The following is a 23,341-nucleotide window of genomic DNA, read 5'->3' as shown; positions in this document are numbered from 1 at the left end:
TCTGACAGCCACCCGACCACGTGAGCGGAACTTCGTAGCCTGCTACGAGGTTCCGCTCACGTGGTTTTCACCCTCAGGGGACGTAGCGAACGGCACCCTTGTCCGCCGATGTCGCCAGGGCGGCGTAGGCGCGTAGCGCGGTGGTGACCGTGCGCTGGCGATCGACCGGCTGCCACGGCCGCTCGGACGCGTTCATCTTCGCGCGTCGCGTCTCGAGGGTCTCGTCGTCGACGAGGATCTCGAGGGTGCGGGTGGCCACGTCGATTCGGACCTGGTCGCCGTTCTCGACGAGCCCGATCACACCGCCGGCGGCGGCCTCGGGGGAAATGTGTCCGATGGACAGTCCCGAAGTTCCGCCGGAGAAGCGGCCGTCGGTGATCAGTGCGCAGACCTTGCCCAGTCCGGCCCCCTTGAGGAAGGCCGTCGGGTGCAGCATTTCCTGCATGCCCGGGCCGCCCTTGGGGCCCTCGTAGCGGACGACCAGCACGTCACCGGGCCGAATCTTCTTCTGCAGGATGGCCGAGACCGCTTCTTCCTGCGACTCGACGACCAGTGCCGGACCCTGGAAGGAGAACAGGTCCTCGTCGATCCCTGCGGTCTTGAGGATTGCACCGTCGACGGCGATGTTGCCGCGCAGTACCACCAGACCACCCTCGACCGTGTAGGCATGCTCGAGATCGCGGATGCAGCCACCTGCGGCGTCCGTGTCGAGCGAGGACCAGCGGTTGCCGGTGGAGAACGGTTCGACGGTGCGGACACCGCCCGGGGCGGCGTGGAACAGCTCGACGGCCTCGGCGGAGGCCTTGCCGGATCGAATGTCCCAGGTGTCGAGCCATTCGTCGAAGCTCTTCGTGTGCACGGTCGAGACATCGGTTTCGAGCAGGTTCGCGCGTCGCAGTTCGCCGAGCAGGGCCGGGATTCCGCCGGCGCGGTGCACGTCCTCCATGTGGTAGTCGGAATTGGGGGAGACCTTCGACAGGCACGGGACCTTGCGGCTGATGGCGTCGATGGAGTCCAGATCGAAGTCGACCTCGCCTTCCTGCGCGGCAGCGAGGGTGTGCAGCACCGTATTGGTGGATCCGCCCATCGCGACGTCGAGAGCCATGGCGTTGCGGAACGCGGCCGGAGTGGCGATGTTGCGGGGGAGGACCGATTCGTCCTCGTCGCGGTAGTACTTCAGCGCTGCCTCGACGATGGTGGTGCCTGCACGTGTGAACAGCGCGCGGCGGGCCGCGTGAGTGGCCAGCGTGGAGCCGTTGCCGGGCAAGGCGAGACCGAGCGCCTCGGTGAGGCAGTTCATCGAGTTGGCCGTGAACATGCCCGAGCACGACCCGCACGTGGGGCACGCGCTGCGCTCGACCTCGTCGAGGCCCGCCTCGGACACGGCGTCGTTGGCGCTGGCGGAGATCGCGGTGATCAGGTCGGTCGGTGCCTGCGCGACGCCGTCGACGACCACGGCCTTGCCTGCCTCCATCGGTCCACCGGAGACGAAGACGGCAGGGATGTTCAGGCGCATCGCGGCATTGAGCATGCCGGGAGTGATCTTGTCGCAGTTCGAGATGCACACCAAGGCGTCGGCAGTATGGGCGTTGGCCATGTACTCGACGGAGTCGGCGATGATCTCGCGGCTGGGCAGCGAGTACAACATGCCGCCGTGACCCATGGCGATTCCGTCGTCGACGGCGATGGTGTGGAACTCCCGGGGTACCCCGCCTGCAGCTCGTACGGCGTCGGCGACGATCTCGCCCACGTTCTTCAGATGCACGTGGCCGGGGACGAACTGGGTGTACGAGTTCGCGATGGCGACGATGGGTTTTCCGAAGTCCGAATCGGTCATTCCGGTGGCGCGCCACAGCGAGCGTGCGCCCGCGGCGTTGCGTCCGACAGTGGTGACCCGTGAGCGTAGCGGCGGCATAGTGCGTTGTCCTCGTTCGTTGCAGCGGTTTCTCGCACCGAGGAGATTACTCGCCGTCGACTACCGGTCCTTCGGTGCCTGTTCGCCGTCGCCCTCGGTGTCGTCGGCTTCCTCACGGTCCCGATCCTCCGCGGCGGCAGCAGCGGCGGCCGCGGCGTAGGGGTCGGTGATACGGCCGCCGCTGGCCGCGGCGAGCTGGGGGAGTAGGTCGAATCGCACGAGCGGTAGGGACTTCTCGCTCTTGTCGGTCAGGACCACACGCGCCCATCGACGGTCCGGGAAGTGCAGACCCGCCACCGAGTCCCACGCGATCACATCCGAACCCACGAACCGTCGCGCCGTGATCGCCTCGGGAGAGACGACCGTGCGCACCCGAAACACCCAGATGCCGGCGACGATGGGCAGTATGAGCAGCCAGCCCATGGCCAGGGGCCAGCTGGCGGCGGTCAGTCCGGTGCCGAAGAGCAACAGGCCGACGCCGAGGAGCGCGAGGCGTGGGACTCGAATGACCTGCGCTGTCGGTGGTTGCGGTCCCTCGGCACCTTTCGGTGACTCGGGTGCGGTGTGGGATGATGGCCGAGGTGGTTCGGACTGCTGCGAAGACGACACCCATTCATCTTCGCATTGCATCTACGCGATCTCACATAATGGGATTGCGTCGTGACGAGTTTGACTCTTCCCTGTGCGCGCGCCTACCGTCGAGCGCGTGAAGCGGAATTGGATACTCGTAATCGGCCGGCGCGTCAACGCCTGAGCCGGTTGTTCAAACTCGCATCGACGCGCCACCCTCGTACAGCTCACGCTGACGGGGGTTTTTTCTTGCCCAGAGATCGCCCAGCAATTTCACATTCCTGAGGAAGCAATCAGTGAGCGCACCAACCGCACGCCCAGGGCCCACGACCCGTAAGTCGGGGACAGCCGCCAGCCCGTCCGCAGACGCAGTGACCAACGGATCGCGACGCCACGTCGCACCGGAGAAGGTCACCGGCGCACAGTCGGTCGTTCGGGCCCTCGAAGAACTCGACGTCGACACCGTATTCGGCATTCCCGGTGGCGCGGTTCTCCCGGTCTACGACCCGCTCTTCGACTCGGTGAAGGTGCGCCACATTCTGGTGCGCCACGAGCAGGGTGCAGGCCACGCCGCGACCGGCTACGCCCAGGCGACCGGCAAGGTCGGCGTCTGCATGGCAACGTCCGGTCCCGGCGCGACCAACCTCGTCACCCCACTCGCCGACGCTCAGATGGATTCGGTTCCCGTCGTCGCGATCACCGGCCAGGTCGCCCGTAGTCTCATCGGGACCGACGGCTTCCAGGAAGCCGACATCTCGGGTATCACGATGCCGATCACCAAGCACAACTTCCTCATCACCGACGGTGCCGACATCCCGCGCATCATGGCCGAGGCGTTCTACATCGCCGCCTCGGGCCGTCCCGGTGCGGTGCTCGTCGACATCCCCAAGGACGTCCTGCAGGCGCAGACCACGTTCTCGTGGCCGCCGGAGATGCGTCTGCCCGGCTACCGTCCGGTCACCAAGCCGCACGGCAAGCAGGTCCGCGAAGCGGCCCGCTACATCGCCGACGCCAAGCAGCCGGTGCTCTATGTCGGTGGCGGCGTCATCAAGGCCGACGCCTCGGCGGAGCTGCTCGAGCTGGCCGAACTGACCGGAATTCCTGTCGTGACCACTCTGATGGCCCGCGGCGCGTTCCCCGACTCGCACAATCTGAACCTCGGCATGCCGGGTATGCACGGCACCGTCGCCGCGGTGGCCGCATTGCAGCGGAGCGATCTGCTGATCACGCTCGGTGCCCGGTTCGACGACCGAGTCACCGGCCAGCTCTCGTCCTTCGCACCGGATGCCAAGGTCATCCACGCCGACATCGATCCGGCCGAGATCGGCAAGAACCGCTACGCCGACGTGCCGATCGTCGGCGACTGCCGTGAGGTCATCACCGAGCTCATCGAGGCACTGCGGGCGGACCGTGCGACCGGAACCACGCTCGATCTCGAGCAGTGGTGGGTCTACCTGAACGGCATCCGCAAGACCTACCCGCTGAGTTACGACCGCCCGTCCGACGGATCGATGTCACCGGAGTTCGTCATCAGCTCGGTCGGCAAGTTCGCCGGCCCCGACGCGATCTACTGCGCCGGCGTCGGTCAGCACCAGATGTGGGCTGCACAGTTCATCAACTACGAGAAGCCGCGTACGTGGCTCAACTCGGGCGGCCTCGGCACGATGGGGTACGCGGTTCCGGCCGCAATGGGTGCCAAGAGGGGCCTCCCCGACGCCGAGGTGTGGGCCATCGACGGCGACGGATGCTTCCAGATGACCAATCAGGAACTCGCGACCTGCGCGGTCGAGGGCATCCCGATCAAGGTCGCACTCATCAACAACGGCAACCTCGGCATGGTTCGCCAGTGGCAGACCCTGTTCTACGAGGAGCGCTACTCCAACACCAATCTCGGTACCCACGGTGCCGTTCGCATCCCCGATTTCGTGAAGCTCGCCGAGGCGCTCGGTTGCGTCGGGCTGCGGTGCGAGCGGGAAGAGGACGTCGACGCGGTGATCGCTCAGGCACGAGCGATCAACGATCGTCCGGTCGTCATCGACTTCATCGTGGGAGCCGACGCACAGGTGTGGCCGATGGTCGCTGCCGGTACCGGCAACGACGAGATCATGGCCGCGCGCGGAATCCGTCCGCTGTTCGACGAGGACGAGACCGTGGGAAGCGAGCCCGGCCTCGACGAGGCCATGGAGCGCGAGCAGGCCCCACACCCGCAGATCGACGACGTGAAAGGCACCGACAAGTGAGCACGAGCCATACCCTCAGCGTCCTCGTCGAGGACAAGCCAGGTGTGCTGGCCCGCGTCGCCGCGTTGTTCTCGCGCCGTGGTTTCAACATCTCCTCGCTTGCCGTCGGCGGTACCGAGATTCCCGAGATCTCGCGGATGACGATCGTGGTCACCGTCGACGAATTCCCGCTCGAGCAGGTGACCAAGCAGCTCAACAAGCTCATCAACGTCATCAAGATCGTCGAGCAGGACGACGACTCCTCGGTGGCTCGCGAGTTGGTGCTGATCAAGGTCCGCGCCGACGCCAGTGTGCGCAGTGAGGTCATCGAAACGGTGAACCTGTTCCGCGCCAAGGTGATCGACGTGTCTCCCGAGGCCGTGACGGTCGAGGCGACGGGCACCCGCTCGAAGCTCGATGCGTTGCTGAAGATGTTGGACCCCTATGGAATTCGAGAAATAGTTCAGTCGGGAGTCGTTGCCGTCGGACGTGGACCGAAATCGATCACAGCGTCGCGCTGAGCGACGGACGTGATTTTCAGCGAAATCGAAGAGGAAAGGTTACAAACAGTGGCAGTCGAGATGTTCTACGACGACGATGCTGATCTGTCGATCATCCAGGGCCGCAAGGTCGCTGTGATCGGTTACGGAAGCCAGGGCCACGCGCACTCGCTGAGCCTGCGCGACTCCGGTGTCGATGTGCGCATCGGCCTGGCCGCGGGCTCGAAGTCCCGCGCCAAGGCGGAGGAGCAGGGCCTGAAGGTCGGCACTCCCGCCGAGGTGTCCGAATGGGCCGACGTGATCATGGTGCTCGCACCCGACACCGCGCAGGCCAAGATCTTCTCCGAGGAGATCGAGCCCAACCTGAAGGACGGCGACGCGCTGTTCTTCGGGCACGGACTCAACATCCACTTCGACCTGATCAAGGCACCGGAGTTCGTCACCGTCGGCATGGTCGCACCCAAGGGCCCCGGCCACCTCGTGCGTCGCCAGTTCGTCGACGGCAAGGGCGTTCCCGCGCTCATCGCCATCGACCAGGACCCCAAGGGCGAAGGTCAGGCACTGGCTCTGTCCTGGGCCAAGGGCATCGGCGGAACGCGCGCAGGCGTCATCAAGACCACGTTCAAGGAAGAGACCGAGACCGACCTCTTCGGCGAGCAGGCCGTGCTGTGCGGCGGCACCGAGGAGCTCGTCAAGACGGGCTTCGAGGTCATGGTCGAGGCCGGATACGCGCCCGAGATGGCGTACTTCGAGGTGCTGCACGAGCTCAAGCTCATCGTCGACCTCATGTACGAGGGCGGCATCGCTCGGATGAACTACTCGGTGTCCGACACCGCGGAGTTCGGTGGCTACCTCTCGGGACCGCGCGTGATCGACGCAGGCACCAAGGAGCGCATGAAGGCGATCCTGGCCGACATCCAGTCGGGTGAGTTCACCCGTCGCCTCGTCGCCAACGTCGAGAACGGCAACACCGAGCTCGAAGGCCTGCGCAAGGCCAACGCCGAGCACCCCATCGAGGTCACCGGCAAGAAGCTGCGCGACCTGATGAGCTGGGTCGATCGCCCGATCACCGAAACGGCCTGATTCTCATCGAATCACGTTCTCACGCATGCTGATCGAAGGGCACCCCTGCATCCGTAGGGGTGCCCTTCGATGCGTGAGGCAGGTGGCGTCACAGTTCGACGTCTCCGGCCTCTAAACTGTTTCTGCTGCACCAGCTCCGACTTTTCACCGACAACAGTCTCGAACCGACATAGGGAGTTCTTCACGTGAGCCAGCCAGGCCGTCCTGTCGTTCTGATCGCCGACAAACTTGCGCCGTCCACCGTCGAGGCATTGGGCGACGGCGTCGAGGTCCGTTGGGTCGACGGCCCGGATCGCCCCGCGCTGCTGGCCGCGGTCCCCGAGGCCGACGCGATCCTGGTGCGTTCCGCGACCACGGTCGACGCAGAGGTTCTCGCCGCCGGAACCAATCTCAAGATCGTCGCCCGCGCCGGTGTCGGCCTGGACAACGTCGACGTACCCGCAGCCACCGAGCGCGGTGTCCTCGTCGTCAACGCCCCGACGTCGAACATTCACACCGCCGCCGAGCATGCGGTGACACTGCTGCTGTCGGCCGCGCGCCAGATCCCCGCTGCCGACGCCACTCTGCGTCAGCACGAGTGGAAGCGCAGCAAGTTCAACGGTGTCGAGATCTTCGGCAAGACCGTCGGTGTCGTCGGACTCGGCCGGATCGGTCAGCTGTTCGCGCAGCGTCTCGCTGCGTTCGAGACCCACATCATCGCCTACGACCCCTACGTCTCGGCTGCGCGTGCCGCCCAGCTCGGCATCGAACTGGTGAGCCTGGACGAGCTGCTCGAGCGCGCCGACATGTTCTCGGTTCACCTCCCGAAGACCCCGGAGACCAAGGGCATCATCGGCAAGGAAGCCCTGGCCAAGACCAAGCCCGGTGTCATCGTCGTCAACGCCGCTCGCGGTGGACTGGTCGACGAGCAGGCCCTGGCCGACGCCATCACCAGTGGCCACGTGTTCGCCGCCGGAATCGACGTCTACGCCTCCGAGCCGTGCACCGACAGCCCCCTGTTCGAGCTGCCGCAGGTCGTGGTCACCCCCCACCTCGGCGCGTCGACGACCGAGGCCCAGGACCGGGCGGGCACCGATGTCGCCAAGTCGGTTCTGCTCGCTCTCGCAGGCGAATTCGTGCCCGACGCCGTCAACGTCAAGGGTGGCGCCGTGGGCGAGGAGGTGTCGCCGTGGCTCGAGATCGTGCGTAAGCAGGGTGTGCTGCTCGGCGCTCTGTCCACCGAACTTCCCACGTCGCTGTCGGTCGACGTCCGCGGCGAACTCGCCGCTGAGGACGTCGAGATCCTCAAGCTCTCGGCGCTGCGCGGTCTGTTCTCCGCCGTCATCGAGGACTCGGTCACGTTCGTCAACGCCCCGTCGCTCGCCGAGGAGCGTGGCGTCACCGCCGAGGTCACCACCGCGTCCGAGAGCGAGAACCACCGCAGTGTGGTCGACATCCGCGCCGTCTACGGCGACGGCTCGGTGCTCAACGTCGCGGGCACTCTGACCGGCACCACGCAGGTCGAGAAGATCGTGAACATCAACGGCCGCAACTTCGACCTCCGTGCCGAGGGCAAGAACCTCATCGTCAACTACGCGGATCAGCCCGGCAGCCTCGGCCGGATCGGCACCCTGCTCGGCGATGCCGGCATCGACATCCAGGCCGCCGCACTGAGCCAGGACTCCGAGGGCGACGGCGCAACGATTCTGCTGCGCGTCGACAAGGACGTGTCGGAGGAGTTGAGCGCGAGCATCGCCACCGCGGTCGGCGCGTCCACCATCGAACTGGTCGACCTGTCCTGAGCATCGCTCGCAGTCGATCGAACGAAGTCGAAGAATCACGAGGAGTGAGATGAAGCTGGCCGTCATCGCCGGAGACGGTATCGGACCGGAGGTCGTCACCGAGGCGCTCGCCGTGCTCGACGTCGTTGCACCCGGCGCCGAGAAGACCGAGTACGACCTCGGCGCGCGTCGCTACAACGCCACCGGGGAACTGCTGCCGGACTCGGTGTTGGCCGAACTGCGCGAGCACGACGCAATTCTGTTGGGAGCCATCGGTGATCCGTCGGTTCCGAGCGGAGTGCTCGAGCGCGGACTGCTGTTGCGCGCTCGGTTCGAGCTCGATCACCACATCAACCTGCGTCCGGCCAAGCTGTACCCGGGTGTCGTCGGCCCACTCGCCGGTGACAAGGACATCGACGTCGTGGTCGTGCGGGAGGGTACCGAGGGGCCGTACACCGGCAACGGTGGCGCGCTTCGCATCGGCACCCCGCACGAGGTGGCCACCGAGGTCAGTGTCAACACCCGTTACGGGGTCGAGCGGGTGGTGCGCAACGGTTTCGAGCGGGCTCTGACTCGGCGCAAGCATCTGACGCTGCTGCACAAGACCAATGTGCTCACGTTCGCAGGCAGCCTGTGGGCTCGCACGGTGGACGAGGTCGCGGCCGAGTTCCCGGACGTCGAGGTCGCGTACCAGCACATCGACGCCGCGATGATTCACCTCGTGACCGACCCGGGCCGGTTCGACGTCATCGTCACCGACAATTTGTTCGGAGACATCGTGACGGACCTGTCGGCGGCGGTGACCGGCGGAATCGGTTTGGCCGCAAGCGGAAACATCGATGCGACCGGAACCAATCCGAGTATGTTCGAGCCCGTGCACGGCAGTGCTCCCGACATCGCAGGGCAGCAGAAGGCGGACCCGACGGCCGCGATCCTGTCGGTGTCGTTGTTGCTCGATCATCTCGGCGATGCGGCAGGTGCGGCGCGGGTGGAAGCCGCTGTCGCAGCGGATCTCGCCGAGCGAGGAACCACAACCGCGTCGACGAAGGACATCGGCGCGAGAATCGCAGCGCGTCTGTAGCAGGGCCGTCACGACATGCCACGGTGGGCCGACTGCCCACCGTGGCATGTCGTTTTTCTCGGGCATCCCCGCAGGTCTGGATCAGCCGGCGCTGTCGGAATTCTCGTCGGGAGTCTCGGAACGTGGATCGTCGGGGACGATCGGCACGGAGAGTGCAGGGAAGATCGCCGACACCAGGAATGCGACGGGAAAGCTGACCGTCGCAAGCGCCCCGAAGATCGGCGGTACGGCCGACGCGAACACGTACTGACTCGTGTTCTGCACGCCGAGGGCGCGTCCGCTCCAATACGGTCCCGATATCTCTGCGACAGCAGTGAAGGCAAGGCCGTTCGGTGCAACGGTGGCGACGGACGCGACGACGAGCAGGACGATCGCGGCGGGGGAGTCGAACCAGTCGGCGATGCCGAGCCCCAGCATGCTGACGGTGGCGGTGGCCGCAACCCACCGTAGGGGCCGCATCCGGCTACCGACCCGATCGGAGAGCGCTCCGACGCTCATCCGGCCCAGTGCACCGAGGATCTGGGTGACGGTCACGAGGACGCCCGCGGCCGCAGCAGTCCACCCTCGGTCGGTCATCAGCCACACGAGTGCAAATGTCCAGACCACGTACTGCGGAACCACCAACAGGATGGACGTGGCATGAATGCGCCACAGTTGGCTGCTGCCTCGGTACGGATTGTCGAGCAGACCCTGCGCCGCCGCGTCGATACGATTCGGACGGGGAGGGTCGACGACCGCCAGGCACAGCAGGGCGCTCGCAGCGCACACGGCAGCGGGTACGAGCAGTGCCACTCCGACGCCGTGGTCACGGGCGATGGGTGGGATGGTGAGGGCGGCAAGGGCAACGCCCAGGGGCACCGACATCTGCCTGATGCCCATTGCCAGTCCACGGCGATGCGGCGGGAACCATCCCACCACCACGCGTCCGCTCGCGCTGTTCGCACTGGCCGCTGCCATACCGCCGACCAGCAGCAGGACGGCGAGCACCGGGATGGACGTGCTGACCACCGCGCCGAGACTCGCTGCGGCCGTGAGCCCGAGCCCGATCACCAGAACGAGACGTTCGCCGATGCGGTCGACGAGCACGCCCCATGCGATGAGGGTCAGCATGATGCCGACGGTGGGCATCGCAACCACGAATCCTGCAGTCGCAAGGCCGAGTCCTCGGTCGTCGTGCAGGGCAGGAATGAGAAATGCAGCACCGTTGATGAAGACGGCGCCCGCAGTCTGCGCGAGCATCCCGAGCACGAGCATGAACCACCGTCGCGTCTCGCCGATCCTGGACAACTGCTTCGTGTCACTCATTCCGGCCTTTCGTCTCAAAATATGGACATGTGATCTTGCTATGTGGATAAACGCGAACTTTACACCGGCGAAAGATCGGTGGATCGGACGGCGTCGACGTGCGGAGAACGACGGTCGATAGACTTCCGGCATGCGTCTCGGTCGAATTGCAAGTCCTGATGGTGTGGCATTCGTGAGTATCGAAGGTGAGGGTGACTCGCAGACTGCGAAGGAAATCGCCGAACATCCTTTCGGCACACCCACGTTCACGGGTCGGTCGTGGCCTCTGGCCGACGTGCGACTGCTCGCCCCCATCCTCGCCAGCAAGGTCATCGCCATCGGTAAGAACTACGCCGCGCACGTGGCCGAGATGGGCGGTGAGGCTCCGAAGGACCCCGTGATCTTCATCAAGCCGAACACCTCCATCGTCGGGCCCGGAGCGCCCATCGTGCTGCCACCGTCCTCGAACGAGGTGCACTTCGAGGGTGAACTGGCGATCGTCATCGGCCGCCCGTGCAAGGACGTCCCGGCCTCCAAGGCGTACGAGGTGGTGCTCGGATACACCGTCGCCAACGACGTCTCGGCCCGTGACCACCAGAAGCACGACGGACAGTGGACTCGCGCCAAGGGACACGACACCTTCTGCCCACTCGGGCCCTGGATCGAGACCTCGCTCGACCCGACCGATCTCGAGATCAAGACCGAGGTCGACGGCGTGGTCAAGCAGCAGAGTCGCACTTCGCTTCTGCTGCACGACATTCCGAAGATCATCGAATGGGTGTCCGCGGTGATGACACTGCTCCCCGGAGACGTCATTCTCACCGGAACCCCCGAGGGAGTCGGACCGATCACCGACGGAGACAGCGTGTCGATCACCGTCGAGGGAATCGGTACCCTGACCAACCCCGTCGCAGCGAAGAAGTAGGGCGAGCATGACCACAGCAACAGATGTCCGCGTTCGGTTCTGCCCGTCGCCCACCGGGACCCCGCACGTCGGTCTGGTCCGAACCGCACTGTTCAACTGGGCGTTCGCCCGGCATCACGGCGGCACCTTCGTCTTTCGCATCGAGGACACCGACGCAGCACGCGACTCCGAAGAGTCCTACGCCGCCCTGCTCGACGCGTTGCGCTGGCTCGGCCTCGAGTGGGACGAAGGCCCCGAGGTGGGTGGCCCGTACGAGCCCTACCGGCAGTCGCTGCGTCGCGAGCAACACGTTGCCGTCGTGCAGCAGTTGCTCGACGCCGGCGAGGCCTACGAGTCGTTCTCCACGCCGGAGGAAGTGGAATCCCGTCACAGGGCAGCCGGACGCGACCCCAAACTCGGTTACGACAACTTCGACCGCGACCTGACTCCGGAGCAGCGCGAGGCCTATCGAAGCGAGGGACGCGGGGCCGTCGTGCGACTGCGGATGCCCGATCACGATCTGACGTGGAACGACCTCGTGCGCGGGGAGACCACGTTCAAGGCCGGGACCGTACCGGATTTCGCTCTGACCCGAGGCAACGGAGTTCCGCTGTACACGTTGGTCAATCCGGTGGACGACGCACTGATGAAGATCACCCACGTCCTGCGCGGCGAGGACCTGCTGTCGTCGACGCCTCGTCAGCTCGCTCTCTACGAGGCACTGATCCGGATCGGCGTCGCAGAACGCACCCCCGAGTTCGGGCACCTGCCGTTCGTCATGGGCCAGGGCAACAAGAAGCTGTCCAAGCGTGACCCCGAATCGAATCTGTTCATCCACCGCGATCGTGGGTTCGTTCCGGAAGGTCTGCTGAACTACCTCGCTCTTCTCGGCTGGGGCATCTCGGACGATCACGACGTCTTCTCTCTCGACGAGATGGTGGCGGCATTCGAGATCTCGTCGGTCAATTCCAACCCGGCACGCTTCGATCAGAAGAAGGCCGACGCGATCAACGCCGAGCACATCAGGATGCTGGCAGCTGACGATTTCGCGGCGCGGTTGCGCGAATACCTCGTCGCGCAGGGCCATCTCACCGAGCCGGTCGACGAGAAGGTGTTCGCCGTCGCGGCCGATCTGGTGCAGACCCGCATCGTCGTCCTCTCGGATGCCTGGGGACTGCTGAAGTTCCTGTTCGTCGATGAGGCGGACTTCGAGATCGACCCTGCAGCCGCGGCGAAGAACCTCGGTGCCGATGCCGCACCCGTTCTCGACGCCACGGTCGACGCGCTGACGGCGTTGCAGACCTGGACCACGGCCGATCTGGAGGCGACTCTCAAGGACGCGCTGATCGAGAAGCTCGAGCTCAAGCCGCGCAAGGCTTTCGCCCCGATTCGGGTGGGAGTGACCGGGTCGCATATCAGTCCGCCTCTGTACGAGTCCATGGAACTGCTCGGGCGCGAGAAGACCCTGGCACGCTTGGCTGCAGCACGCGCCCGGGTGGCGTGACGGCGCACGGCCGCAGGCGCACCGCGGGCCGCGGGGGCGGCCTCGAATGAGTGTCTCCGATCGACTGGATCGACTCCAGCGCAGGCGGCCGGTCCTCGGCTATCCCATTGCGGTGGTGTACAAGTTCGTCGACGATCAGGGCGGCTACCTCGCCGCCCTGATCACGTACTACGCCTTCGTCTCGCTCTTTCCTGCGCTGCTGCTCTTCTCCGTGATTCTGGGCATCCTGTTGATGGGCAACCCGGAGCTGCAACAACAGATCCTGAACTCGGCACTCGGTCAGATCCCGGCGGTCGGTGAAGAATTGGGGCGTCCCGAACGGATAGGTGGCGGAACGGTCGGCCTGACGGTGGGTATCCTCGGGTCGCTGTACGGCGGGCTCGGTGTGTCCGTTGCGCTGCAGAACGCGATGAACACCGCATGGGCCGTACCGAAGAATCTCCGGCCCGATCCGATTCGAGCCCGAGTGCGGGGACTGGGTTTGCTGAGCACCGTCGGTTTGGCGGTACTGGCTATCACCGCACTCAATGTGCTCAGTGCCGCAGGATATTTCGGCCCGGAATCAGGTCTCGTCGTCTTCGTGATCGGAACGCTGCTGTACGTCGGGGTGTTCGTCGTTGCGTTTCGGCTCGCCACAGTGCGAGCGGTGTCGATCGGACAGGTACTCCCGGGAGCCCTAGTGGCCGGTCTGACGTGGCAGCTACTGCAGACGTTCGGCGGTGTGTACGTGAAATACGTCGCCGCGAGTTCGACGGTGACGAACGGTGTCTTTGCAGTCGTGCTCGGGCTGTTGGCCTTTCTGTACGTGACCTCGGTATCGATCGTGATCTGCATCGAGATCAACGTGGTTCGTGTCGACAGGCTGTTCCCGCGGTCCCTTCTGGCCCCGTTCACCGACGATGTCGAACTGACCGAAGGTGACAAACTCACCTACACCGGACAGGCAGAAGCACAACGCAGCAAGCCGTTCGAGGACATCGACGTGACGTTCGCCGACCCACCGGGAGCTCAGTCCGAATCCGGCTCCGAGCCGGCAGCCGAAGCGCCGTAGAAGCGGTCGATTCTCGTCTCCATCGGAAACCGGACGGCCGTGTCGCCGAACATCAGCCGAGTTGCCGACAACGCCGATGCTGCAATCGCTTCGGCGGCACGCTCCGAATCGGCGACGGGACAATGCACCACCACCTCGTCGTGTTGAAAGAACACCAACTCGCTGCTGGTCCCGGCATTCGGGTCGCTTCTGCGGGCTCCGCTCCCGGCATTCTGGTCACTCCTGCGGGCTCCGCTCCCGGCATTCGGGTCACTCCTGCGGGCTCCACTCCCGGCCAACCGGCCACGCAGATCGGCCAACAAGCACAGCGCCCACTCGGCGGCGGTGGCCTGCACGACGAAATTGCGCGTGAACCGGCCCCGCGCGTGCGCGTCACCTTCCGACCACCACTGCGGCGAGGGCGGTGGGCAGGCCCGTCCGAGCCACGAACGAACGACCTCGCCCCGTTCTCCCGCGCGGGCGGCCTCCTCCACCAGTGCGACGGCACCGGGGAACGAGGCCCGTAGTCGCGTCAGCAGCGAACGCGCCTCGCCGGAGGTCGCCCCGTACAGGACCCCGAGAACGGCAACCTTGGCGTGGCTGCGATCGCCGCCGAACGATGCTGCCGCCACCGGTGCATACAGATCTGCGGTGCCTGCCGCGGCGACCATACCGGGATCGCCGGACATCGCAGCGAGAATGCGCGGTTCGAGCTGACCGGCGTCGGCGGCCACGAAGGTGTAACCGGGATCGGCGATCACACTGGCGCGCAGGGGTTTCGGAATCTGCAGGCCGCCTCCGCCGCGACTGGCCCACCGGCCCGAGACCACAGCGCCGGGAACATAGACCGGACGGAAACGATCGTCGCGAACCCACGCGTCGAGCCATGCCCACCCGTTCGCAGCGTGCAGCTTCGACAGATCGCGGTGGCGCAGCAGCAGCGGAACTGCCGGGTGGTCGATGTCGCGGATGACGTGTGCGCGAGTCGATGTCAGTTCGATACCGACGCGCGCGAACGCGGCCACCAGCTCCACGGGAGAGGCAGGGTTGACGCGCCGCCCGAACGCCGACGAGATCTGGTTCTCGAGCTCGACGAGAGCCGGGGGTGGAGAACCGTCCAGCGGCCGCGCACCGAGCATCGTGTCCAGATGACGGCGATGTGCCGACGCGGAGAACGGCAACCCGTCGAAGGTCATCTCCGCGGCGGCCAGGCCCCCGGCCGACTCGGCCGCCGCCAGCAGGTGCAGTGCGCGATCGTCACCGATGTCGCGAAGCTGACGCCGATACTCGGTGAGCACGGCCGCGGGATCGGAGTTGGGGTTCGCGTCGAACAGCCCCGGCCGCAGGTCGGCGGGAGCCGAAGGGGCAGTCGCCGAGCCGGCGCGCATCGCCAGAATCGCACCGACCAGGGCCAGATCGTGACAGCGGCGTACGCGTACTCCTCGTTCGAGCAACCGAGGGTAGATCCGGCTGGTGTCCTCCCACACCCACCTCGGCCGTTCGTCTCGCTCCAGCCCGGCAACGGCCGCGACCGGATCCTCGGCCACCGTGGGTTCACTCTGCATCGAGCCGTCGTCGGCGAGGTACGTCAGTACCGCCTGCTCGCCCTGAGGAACGAGCAGAACCCTCATCGGACTCGGCTGGGTCTGCGATCGGTCACGGAGAACAAGTCTGCTCCACTGGTCGGACGAGGCGTTGAGGGGGCTCCTGGGGCCCGACGAAGCAGCGACTCGGGCCGGCCCCGAAGTCTGCGCCGCGCGGTTTCGGTGGCTCTGAGCAGCCGATTTGCAGAATGGGTAGTCACCTTTGATAGTCTCTATCCCGGCTCGAAACGCAGTGCACATCGATCGTGATGCGCAGTTCGATTCAAGTCCATTGGGGTATGGTGTAATTGGCAACACAGCGGTTTCTGGTACCGCCATTCTAGGTTCGAGTCCTGGTACCCCAGCGAGCAGGTGAAGGCGATTTTGTCGCCGAGGCCGAGGCAGTTAAGCTGGCTCAGCGTTACAAGCTCGAATAACAATGCAGGTGAAGTTCCTGGCCCCGTCGTCTAGCGGCCTAGGACGCCGCCCTCTCAAGGCGGTAGCGCGGGTTCGAATCCCGTCGGGGCTACAACAGACAACACCCTCTCGATCCGTGGATCGGGAGGGTGTTGTCGTTTCGGTGTGGGCGTCTCAGACGCTCTTGCGGCGGAACATCTTCTGATGGTCGGCCGGACCGTGAGCGTTGTTGACCTTCGGCCCACCGTCCTTGTGTTCGACGGAATTGTGGGACTTGCTGTTCTTCTGTTCCAGGACTTCGCGGAATTTCTTCTTCAGTTCTTCACTGCCGGATTCGGGCATGGGTGACTCCTCGCAGTCGACGACCGGCCGGGTAGGCCGCTCGAGACGAAGGTACCCCACTCTCGCAGCGCGATCAGCTGGTTTTCCTCGGGCCGTGAGGTCTGCGCCCTGCCTCAGAGTCGCTTGTGCAGTGCGTCCGCGGCCGCCAGGAGATCGGCTGCCCAGCGCGCTCCGGGCTTGCGCCCGATTCGATCGATCGGTCCCGACACCGAGATCGCCGCCACCACAGCGTCGTTGCTGTCGCGCACCGGCGCGGCAACGCTCGCGACGCCCGGTTCGCGCTCGCCCGCACTCTGCGCCCAACCGCGCCGTCGAACCTCGAGGAGGGTGCGCTCACCGAATTCCGCATCGGGCAGAACTGTTCGTTGAGTCTGTGAATCTGCCCATGCGAGAAGCACTTTGGCACCCGACCCGGCCGTCATCGGCAGGCGTGCTCCGACGAGCACGGTGTCTCGAAGTCCGGTCGGCGGCTCCATGGACGCCACGCACACCCGCACCGTTCCTTCGCGCCGATAGATCTGCACACTCTCGCCGGTGATCTCGCGTAGGCGGGGGAGTACCGAGGCAGCAGCATCGAGGAGGGCATCCGATGCGCTCGCCGCGAGCTCGCCCAGTCCCGGCCCGGTCCGCCACAGGCCGTCGGCATCTCGTACCAGAAGCCGGTGGGTCTCCAGGCCGACCGCGAGCCGGTGGGCCGTGGCCCTGGGCAGGCTCGTTCGAGCGCACAGATCGCCCAGATTGCAGGGCTTCTCGGCCACCGCGTGCAGCACCGCCATCGCCTTGTCGAGGACACCGATACCGCTCGATTTGTCGACGAGGCCATTGGGGCTATGCTGTCTCATAGAACGATATTAGCCTCCCGCATGCTGAGATTGCACAACTACGACATCTTCGGTGCGCGCCGGGGGCATGATGTCGAGACGATCACGCGAGGTGAACCAGCCCGTTCACCGGCGCGACGACGACAGGGAAAGACGAGGTCCGCGACAGCGATGTCCGAAACACCGAAGACTTTGGCGGAGAAGGTATGGGACCAGCATGTGGTGGTCCGAGGCGGCGGCGAAGGCGGGGCGCGTGAGCCGGATCTGATCTACATCGACCTCCATTTGGTGCACGAGGTGACGAGCCCGCAGGCGTTCGACGGACTTCGGTTGGCCGGCCGCGGGCTCCGTCGTCCCGATCTGACGATCGCGACCGAGGACCACAACGTCCCGACGGCCGACATCTTCGCGCCCATCGCCGATCTGGTCTCGCGCACGCAGGTCGACACCCTTCGACGCAACTGCGAGGAATTCGGTGTTCGGCTCTACCCGATGGGCGATCTCGATCAGGGCATCGTGCACATCATCGGCCCACAGCTGGGTCTCACCCAGCCCGGCATGACCGTGGTGTGCGGAGACAGTCACACCTCGACGCACGGTGCCTTCGGCTCGATCGCAATGGGCATCGGCACCAGTGAGGTCGAGCACGTCATGGCCACGCAGACCTTGTCGCTGCGTCCTTTCAAGACGATGGCCATCACCGTCGACGGAGAACTCGCCCCCGGTGTGACGAGCAAGGATCTCATCCTCGCCGTCATCGCACAGATCGGCACCGGCGGCGGTCAGGGCTACGTCCTCGAATACCGCGGTGAGGCCATTCGCAAGCTGTCGATGGAAGCGCGAATGACCATCTGCAACATGTCGATCGAAGCCGGAGCGCGGGCAGGCATGATCGCACCCGACGAGGTCACCTACGAGTACCTGAAGGGACGCCCGCACGCTCCTCGCGGAGCCGACTGGGATGCGGCGGTGGCCGCGTGGAACGAATTGGCGACCGATCCGGATGCGGTGTTCGACAACGAGGTCCACATCGACGCCGACACGTTGACGCCGTTCGTCACGTGGGGAACGAATCCGGGTCAGGGTGCGCCACTTGGCGATACGGTGCCCGATCCGCAGGCGATGGTCGACGAGAGCGAGCGGGTGGCAGCCCAGAAGGCCTTGCAGTACATGGGTCTGGAAGCGGGAACGCCCATCCGCGATATCGCCGTCGACACCGTGTTCGTCGGCTCGTGCACCAACGGCCGAATCGAGGATCTGCGGGCCGTCGCGTCCGTTCTCGAAGGACACCGGGTTGCCGACGGAGTGCGAATGCTGGTGGTACCGGGTTCCATGCGGGTGCGAGCGCAGGCCGAGGAGGAAGGACTGGGTGAGATATTCACGGCCGCAGGAGCGGAGTGGCGTCAGGCCGGTTGCTCGATGTGCCTGGGAATGAACCCGGACCAATTGGCGTCGGGCGAGAGATCGGCGTCGACGTCCAACCGCAATTTCGAGGGTAGGCAGGGCAAGGGTGGGCGCACCCATCTCGTGTCACCGTTGGTAGCAGCGGCAACGGCAATCCGTGGAACCCTGTCGTCTCCGGCGGATCTCGCGTAAACGCGTCTTCGCTCGGATCGATCGAACTCAGAGGAGCACATTCGATGGAAGCTTTCACTCGACACACCGGTATCGGAGTTCCGCTCCGGCGGTCCAACGTCGACACCGACCAGATAATCCCCGCGGTCTACCTCAAGCGCGTCACGCGCACCGGATTCGAGGACGGGTTGTTCGCCGCCTGGCGCTCGGACCCGAACTTCGTGTTGAACCTCGAGCCCTACGACCGAGGCTCGGTGCTCGTTGCCGGGCCCGACTTCGGTACGGGATCGTCACGCGAGCATGCCGTCTGGGCACTCTCGGACTTCGGATTTCGGGTCGTGATCGCCTCCCGTTTCGCCGATATCTTCCGCGGAAACTCGGGTAAGGCCGGGCTGCTGGCTGCCGAAGTGGATCAATCCGACGTCGAATTGCTGTGGAAAGCCTTAGAAGAACAGCCCGGTCTGGAAATAATTGTCGACCTCGTCGACAAGACCGTAACGGCTGGAACGTTGGTGGTGCCCTTTGCGATTGACGACTACACGCGGTGGCGTCTGCTGGAGGGCCTGGACGACATCGGATTGACATTACGCCAGGTAGAGGCCATTACGGAGTACGAAAAGTCAAGGCCTTCATACAAACCCCTGACCCTTCCGGCGCGGATCGAGACACCCGCCGAAAGCTGATCGGCGGCGGTCCGACACGCTTTGCGGCCGTGAATCATTCCGCGACACCAGAATGAAAATTGGCGTGGCGCATAGACTCTTGACGACTTGGGGTTTACCGTTGTAGTAGTCGGTCCGACGATGGGCCACCATATAGCGGAGGAAATCCATGAACAAGGCAGAGCTGATTGACGCCCTGACCGAGAAGTTGGGGTCTGATAGGCGGAGCGCCACAGAGGCTGTCGAGAACATCGTCGACACCATCGTGCGCGCAGTGCACCGCGGCGAGAGTGTCACGATCACGGGCTTCGGCGTGTTCGAGCAGCGTCGTCGCGCAGCCCGCGTCGCCCGTAACCCCCGCACCGGCGAGACCGTTCGCGTGAAGCCGACCAACGTTCCGGCATTCCGTCCGGGTGCGCAGTTCAAGGCCGTCATCGCCGGTGGGCAGAAGCTGCCCGCCACCGGTCCTGCCGTCAAGCGCGGTGCCGCTGCGGCTCCGGCCAAGAAGACTGCGGCTGCGAAGAAGACGGCTGCGAAGAAGGCTGCCGTGAAGACGACCGCCCGCAAGGCAACCACCGCTGCCGCCAAGAAGGCAGCGCCGGCCAAGACCACTGCTCGTAAGGCAGCGGCTCCCGCGAAGACCGCCGCCAAGAAGGCAGCTCCCGCGAAGACCACCGCACGCAAGACCGTTGCGAAGAAGGCTCCGGCCAAGACGACTGCGCGCAAGGCCGCAACGACTGCTGCTCCCGCCAAGAAGGCTCCGGCCAAGACAGCGGCCAAGAAGACCGTTGCCAAGAAGGCTCCGGCCAAGAAGGCACCGGCCAAGAAGGCACCCGCGAAGCGCGCACCGAAGAAGTAGAGCCTGCCTGCTTCACGTATGACAGTGTGAACACCGCGGAAGGCCCCCGACTCGAACATCGAGTCGGGGGCCTTCCGTCGTTGGTGTTGCGCCGCTCAGCCGTCGGCGGTGAGGGTGGGCAACGGACTGGCGATGTGGTCGGCAGCGATGAGCCGACCGTCACGGCGCGAGAGCACCCAAACACTACCCTTACGATTTCGGTTGGCAGGCAACGTGATTCCGTCTTTCTCCGCCCACCATCGCATCAGGTCGGGAATCACCTTTCCCTGGCTGCAGACAACAGGGGTGCCGGGCAGTTCGGCTATGTCGCGAGCGCGATGTCGCCCCTTGCGAGGGTCGTCGGCGTAGCCTTCCTCGGACAGCAGATGCTCGGGAGTGATGTCCACCCCCAACGATTCGGCGAACGGAGCGACTGTCTGGACGCATCGAGCGCGGTCGGCTGCGTACACGGAATCACCGCCGAAGGCACGAAGCAGCGAGACCAAGGATTGGGCCTGCCGCCGTCCGGTCCTGTCGAGCGGACGGTCGACATCGTTGCCCTTGAACCGCGAGCGCGACCCGGCACTGCCGTGACGAACCAGCAGCACCGTCGAGGTGTCGGCAGGCTTGGCCACGAACCGGCGAAGGATCTTGTGGTCCATGGGGTACGAGAGTTCGCGGCCGACGTCCTCGGGTGCCACCCAGCGCAGTTCGTCCACCTCGACATTGGGGACGAACTCGCCCCCGGTGACCTCGGCCGCCCAGTACAGCACCTTCTTGACCCGACGGTGCCCCGGAATCGGGTAGGTGACGTAGGACAGCGACCGCCCCAGTCGTGAGTCGAATCCGGTCTCCTCCTTCACCTCTCGGACCGCTGCGTCGACAGCTGTCTCGCCGGGATCGAGCTTGCCCTTGGGGAACGACCAGTCGTCGTACTTGGGCCTGTGCACCAAGGCGACCTCGACGCCGGAGTCGCCGCTCGGTGAACGACGCCACAGGATCGAGCCGGCCGCAAAGATGTTGGCGCGGGGAGAACCGTCGGAAGTGCCCATCAGGACGCCTGATTCCTCCGACTGCGCATCAGGTCGACCTGATGTTCACGAACCTTCTCGCCCCGAGCAGGTGAGGCGACCCAGCCGCCGTCCGGTCCCAACTCCCAGCATCGAGTGGTGGGGTCGAGGGCGGAATCGAAGATGTCGCTGAGCTGGTTCGCCAGTCGGGGATCCTTGACCTGAGCCATCACCTCCACTCGGCGATCGAGGTTGCGGTGCATCATGTCTGCGCTGCCGATCCAGAACTCGTCCGCACCCTGGAAATGCAGAACCCGTGAGTGTTCGAGGAATCGACCGAGGATGGAACGAACTTCGATGTTCTCCGACAGCCCGGGAACTCCTGGCTTGAGCGCACAAATTCCGCGCACCACCACCTTCACCGGCACTCCGGCAATCGATGCTCGGTAGAGCGCGTCGATGACCTGCTCGTCGACCAAGGCGTTGGCCTTGAGGCGAATTCCGGCCGCACGGCCACTCTTGAGGTGTTCGACCTCCGCTTCGATGCGCTCGACGATGCCGCGCCGCACCCCGTACGGAGCGACCAGAAGGTTGCGGTACTTGGACTTTCGCGAGTATCCGGTCAGCGAGTTGAACAGATCGGTGAGGTCGGCCCCGATTTCGGGCGATGACGTCAGCAGGCCCACGTCCTCGTAGATACGCGCTGTCTTGGGGTTGTAGTTGCCGGTACCGATGTGGCAGTACCGGCGAATGACCGACCCCTCTCGGCGCACCACCAGGCAGGTCTTGCAGTGCGTCTTGAGGCCGACGAGGCCGTAGACCACGTGCACGCCCGCCTTTTCGAGCTTGCGTGCCCACTCGATGTTGGCTTGTTCGTCGAAACGCGCCTTGATCTCGACCAGTGCAACGACCTGCTTGCCCGCTCCGGCCGCGTCGACGAGTGCGTTGACGATCGGCGAATCTCCCGAGGTGCGATAGAGAGTCTGCTTGATGGCGAGCACCTGAGGATCGGCCGCTGCTTGCTCGATGAAGCGTTGGACGCTGGTGGAGAAGGAATCGTACGGATGGTGCACCAGGACGTCGCCGTCGCGCAGAGTCGAGAACACGCTCTTGGGGGTCTCGCGTTCACCGAACGCGGGGTGGGTGGCAGGAACGAAGGGTGCGTCCTTGAGGTTGGGGCGGTCGACGCTGTAGACCTGCCACAGGCAGGACAGATCCAGCAGTCCGGGAACCTGGATGACATCGCCGGGATCGACGTCGAGCTCACGCAGCAGCAGTTCGAGCATGTGCTCGGTCATGTCGTCGGCGATCTCGAGACGGACCGGCGAGCCGAAGCGCCGCCGAGCGAGTTCTCGCTCCAGAGCCTGCAGCAGGTCCTCGTCGCGGTCTTCCTCGACCTCGAAATCGGCGTTGCGCGTGATCCGGAACGCGTGGGACTCGACGACCTCCATGCCGGGGAAGAGCACATGGAGGTGAGCGGAGATCAACTCCTCCATCGACAGGAAGGCGTCGATGCGGTGAGTGCCCTCGCCGCGCTTGACGCGCACGAAGCGATCGACGTTGTCGGGGACCTTGACGCGGGCGAAGTGCTCCCCGGTCGTGGAGTAGTCCTTCACTGTCACAGCGAGATTGAGGCTCAGGCCGCTGATGTAGGGGAACGGGTGCGCCGGGTCGACGGCCAGCGGTGTGAGAACCGGGAACACCTGTTCGGTGAAGTAGTCCGACAGTCGCGCACGTTCGTCGCTGTCCAGATCGGACCACCGGATGATCGCGATGCCCTCGGCGGTGAGCTCGGGCAGAATCGAATCCAGCAGCACTCGCGCGTGTTTGAGCGCAAGTTCCTGGGTGCGCTGCCCGATCACCGCCAGCTGTTCGCGAGGAGTCATTCCGTCGGCCGATCGAACCGACAGACCGGTTTCGTCGCGACGTTTGAGACCGGCGACCCGGACCATGTAGAACTCGTCGAGATTGGACGCGTAGATGGCGAGAAACTTCGCCCGCTCCAGCAAGGGCAGCGAGGAGTCCTCGGCGAGAGCGAGGACACGCGAGTTGAAATCGAGCCAGCTCAATTCTCGGTTGAGATAGCGATTTTCGGGAAGAACGGTCGCAGCGTCCACCGATTCCGGTGTGGCGGCCGGTAGTGCGGACGGGATGCTCGGCATCGTCGACGCGATCGGCGCGCTCCACGCCGGCTCCGAGCCTGCGGCCTTTCCTGTCTCGATCGGCGGATCCTGGTTCGCTGG

19 protein-coding genes and 2 tRNA genes are annotated in these 23,341 nt (G+C 65.2%); 13 read left to right on the top strand and 8 right to left on the bottom strand.

What is annotated here, in order from left to right:
- Nucleotides 1-73: 73 nt before the first annotated feature.
- Both ilvD and CH276_RS18380 read right to left on the bottom strand, forming a co-directional pair.
- The gene (ilvD, locus tag CH276_RS18385; protein ID WP_045195643.1) at nt 74-1,915 is read right to left on the bottom strand and encodes a dihydroxy-acid dehydratase; all 1,842 of its coding nucleotides are present in this window, start codon (nt 1,913-1,915) and stop codon (nt 74-76) included.
- Nucleotides 1,916-1,975: 60 nt separating this feature from the next.
- On the bottom strand, nt 1,976-2,524 hold the full coding sequence (locus tag CH276_RS18380) for a PH domain-containing protein (RefSeq protein ID WP_217901428.1): 549 nt from the start codon (nt 2,522-2,524) through the stop codon (nt 1,976-1,978).
- Nucleotides 2,525-2,781: 257 nt separating this feature from the next.
- Here CH276_RS18380 and CH276_RS18375 point away from each other — a divergent pair, with 257 nt between their 5' ends.
- The 5 genes from CH276_RS18375 (at nt 2,782) to CH276_RS18355 (ending at nt 9,128) form a co-directional block, all read left to right on the top strand.
- The gene (locus CH276_RS18375; protein ID WP_032397757.1) at nt 2,782-4,725 is read left to right on the top strand and encodes an acetolactate synthase large subunit; all 1,944 of its coding nucleotides are present in this window, start codon (nt 2,782-2,784) and stop codon (nt 4,723-4,725) included.
- Nucleotides 4,722-5,225 carry an acetolactate synthase small subunit gene (gene ilvN, locus CH276_RS18370; RefSeq protein WP_032397758.1) on the top strand — a complete coding sequence of 168 codons (504 nt, stop codon included), beginning with the start codon at nt 4,722-4,724 and terminating at the stop codon, nt 5,223-5,225. Before CH276_RS18375 ends, ilvN begins: the two co-directional genes overlap by 4 nt.
- Before the next feature lie 60 nt (nt 5,226-5,285).
- The gene (gene ilvC / locus CH276_RS18365) at nt 5,286-6,287 is read left to right on the top strand and encodes a ketol-acid reductoisomerase (protein ID WP_170944858.1); all 1,002 of its coding nucleotides are present in this window, start codon (nt 5,286-5,288) and stop codon (nt 6,285-6,287) included.
- Between the two features lie 185 nt (nt 6,288-6,472).
- Nucleotides 6,473-8,068 (top strand): phosphoglycerate dehydrogenase, encoded by a 1,596-nt coding sequence (serA, locus tag CH276_RS18360; protein ID WP_032397759.1) that lies wholly within the window; start codon nt 6,473-6,475, stop codon nt 8,066-8,068.
- Nucleotides 8,069-8,117: 49 nt separating this feature from the next.
- Nucleotides 8,118-9,128, top strand: a complete 1,011-nt coding sequence (locus CH276_RS18355) for a 3-isopropylmalate dehydrogenase (RefSeq protein ID WP_094631801.1) — start codon at nt 8,118-8,120, stop codon at nt 9,126-9,128.
- An 81-nt stretch (nt 9,129-9,209) separates the two neighbouring features.
- Here CH276_RS18355 and CH276_RS18350 read toward each other — a convergent pair whose 3' ends face one another.
- Complete coding sequence (locus CH276_RS18350; protein ID WP_176459310.1) at nt 9,210-10,433, bottom strand: MFS transporter; 1,224 nt, start codon at nt 10,431-10,433, stop codon at nt 9,210-9,212.
- A 130-nt stretch (nt 10,434-10,563) separates the two neighbouring features.
- Here CH276_RS18350 and CH276_RS18345 point away from each other — a divergent pair, with 130 nt between their 5' ends.
- The 3 genes from CH276_RS18345 to CH276_RS18335 are packed head-to-tail and all read left to right on the top strand — an operon-like array spanning nt 10,564 to nt 13,871.
- The gene (locus CH276_RS18345; protein ID WP_094631800.1) at nt 10,564-11,337 is read left to right on the top strand and encodes a fumarylacetoacetate hydrolase family protein; all 774 of its coding nucleotides are present in this window, start codon (nt 10,564-10,566) and stop codon (nt 11,335-11,337) included.
- A gap of 7 nt (nt 11,338-11,344) precedes the next feature.
- Nucleotides 11,345-12,820: a glutamate--tRNA ligase gene (gltX, locus tag CH276_RS18340; protein WP_094631799.1), complete on the top strand. Its 1,476-nt coding sequence runs from the start codon at nt 11,345-11,347 to the stop codon at nt 12,818-12,820.
- Nucleotides 12,821-12,866: 46 nt separating this feature from the next.
- Complete coding sequence (locus CH276_RS18335) at nt 12,867-13,871, top strand: YihY/virulence factor BrkB family protein (RefSeq protein ID WP_176459309.1); 1,005 nt, start codon at nt 12,867-12,869, stop codon at nt 13,869-13,871.
- Here the strand turns inward: CH276_RS18335 and CH276_RS18330 are convergent.
- Nucleotides 13,829-15,481: a bifunctional 3'-5' exonuclease/DNA polymerase gene (locus CH276_RS18330; protein ID WP_094631798.1), complete on the bottom strand. Its 1,653-nt coding sequence runs from the start codon at nt 15,479-15,481 to the stop codon at nt 13,829-13,831. The genes CH276_RS18335 and CH276_RS18330 overlap by 43 nt on opposite strands.
- A 245-nt stretch (nt 15,482-15,726) precedes the next feature.
- Between CH276_RS18330 and CH276_RS18325 the strand changes: the two genes are divergently transcribed.
- Both CH276_RS18325 and CH276_RS18320 read left to right on the top strand, forming a co-directional pair.
- A tRNA-Gln gene (locus tag CH276_RS18325) sits at nt 15,727-15,798 on the top strand.
- A gap of 91 nt (nt 15,799-15,889) precedes the next feature.
- Nucleotides 15,890-15,962: transfer RNA gene (locus tag CH276_RS18320), tRNA-Glu, on the top strand.
- 62 nt (nt 15,963-16,024) lie between these two features.
- Here CH276_RS18320 and CH276_RS28535 read toward each other — a convergent pair.
- Together CH276_RS28535 and CH276_RS18315 are read right to left on the bottom strand one after the other, a co-directional pair.
- Nucleotides 16,025-16,192, bottom strand: coding sequence for a DUF5302 domain-containing protein (locus CH276_RS28535; protein WP_170946045.1), 168 nt, complete (start codon nt 16,190-16,192; stop codon nt 16,025-16,027).
- A gap of 113 nt (nt 16,193-16,305) precedes the next feature.
- Nucleotides 16,306-17,034: an IclR family transcriptional regulator gene (locus tag CH276_RS18315; protein WP_094631797.1), complete on the bottom strand. Its 729-nt coding sequence runs from the start codon at nt 17,032-17,034 to the stop codon at nt 16,306-16,308.
- 150 nt (nt 17,035-17,184) lie between these two features.
- Here CH276_RS18315 and leuC point away from each other — a divergent pair, with 150 nt between their 5' ends.
- The 3 genes from leuC to CH276_RS18300 all read left to right on the top strand — a co-directional run bounded on the left by leuC (nt 17,185) and on the right by CH276_RS18300 (nt 20,109).
- Nucleotides 17,185-18,609 carry a 3-isopropylmalate dehydratase large subunit gene (leuC, locus tag CH276_RS18310; RefSeq protein ID WP_094631847.1) on the top strand — a complete coding sequence of 475 codons (1,425 nt, stop codon included), beginning with the start codon at nt 17,185-17,187 and terminating at the stop codon, nt 18,607-18,609.
- Between the two features lie 44 nt (nt 18,610-18,653).
- Complete coding sequence (gene leuD / locus CH276_RS18305) at nt 18,654-19,271, top strand: 3-isopropylmalate dehydratase small subunit (protein ID WP_032397767.1); 618 nt, start codon at nt 18,654-18,656, stop codon at nt 19,269-19,271.
- Nucleotides 19,272-19,419: 148 nt separating this feature from the next.
- Nucleotides 19,420-20,109 carry an HU family DNA-binding protein gene (locus tag CH276_RS18300; RefSeq protein ID WP_094631796.1) on the top strand — a complete coding sequence of 230 codons (690 nt, stop codon included), beginning with the start codon at nt 19,420-19,422 and terminating at the stop codon, nt 20,107-20,109.
- A gap of 95 nt (nt 20,110-20,204) precedes the next feature.
- On the opposite strand, the gene CH276_RS18295 is transcribed toward CH276_RS18300, so the two are convergent.
- Both CH276_RS18295 and CH276_RS18290 read right to left on the bottom strand, forming a co-directional pair.
- Nucleotides 20,205-21,140 (bottom strand): NUDIX hydrolase, encoded by a 936-nt coding sequence (locus tag CH276_RS18295; protein WP_032397769.1) that lies wholly within the window; start codon nt 21,138-21,140, stop codon nt 20,205-20,207.
- A complete protein-coding gene (locus tag CH276_RS18290; protein WP_230597037.1) occupies nt 21,140-23,260 on the bottom strand; it encodes an RNA degradosome polyphosphate kinase in 2,121 nt (706 codons plus the stop codon). Before CH276_RS18290 ends, CH276_RS18295 begins: the two co-directional genes overlap by 1 nt.
- Between the last annotated feature and the right edge of the window lie 81 nt (nt 23,261-23,341).

Source organism: Rhodococcus sp. 06-470-2, from assembly GCF_002258235.1.
Taxonomy (GTDB): Bacteria; Actinomycetota; Actinomycetes; order Mycobacteriales; family Mycobacteriaceae; genus Rhodococcoides.
Note: the sequence above shows the minus strand (reverse complement) of the source record. Positions and strands in the feature narration are given on the sequence as shown.